Annotated in this window: 1 pseudogene; it reads right to left on the bottom strand. The window is 35.3% G+C overall.

Annotation, left to right across the window (positions count from 1 at the left end):
• Positions 1–249 (bottom strand): annotated as a pseudogene (locus AC973_RS10025) (hypothetical protein); the annotation flags it as partial.

The following is a 249-nucleotide window of genomic DNA, read 5'->3' as shown; positions in this document are numbered from 1 at the left end:
GAAACTGAATTAGGTAATCTTATAATTGTAGGCTTAAACCCATGTTTAATCAGATCATGGCTTCCTGTATTCTTTACACCACATTGGATACAAGCCTTAGGCTTGTAGGTTAAGATGCCTTCAACGACTATATAATTCACATCTTGATACTTTTCAGTTGGAAGCAGAGTCATTCCCTCTGGTACACCAATTTGAATATTATTGTCGAGAATTCCGCAAAGTTGTTTTATAATAGTTATATGGGACATG

Origin of the sequence: Carnobacterium sp. 1290_CSPC (genome assembly GCF_001053265.1) — a bacterium.
GTDB lineage: Bacteria > Bacillota > Bacilli > Lactobacillales > Aerococcaceae > Aerococcus > Aerococcus urinaeequi.
This window is presented reverse-complemented; position numbering and strand designations above follow the sequence as displayed.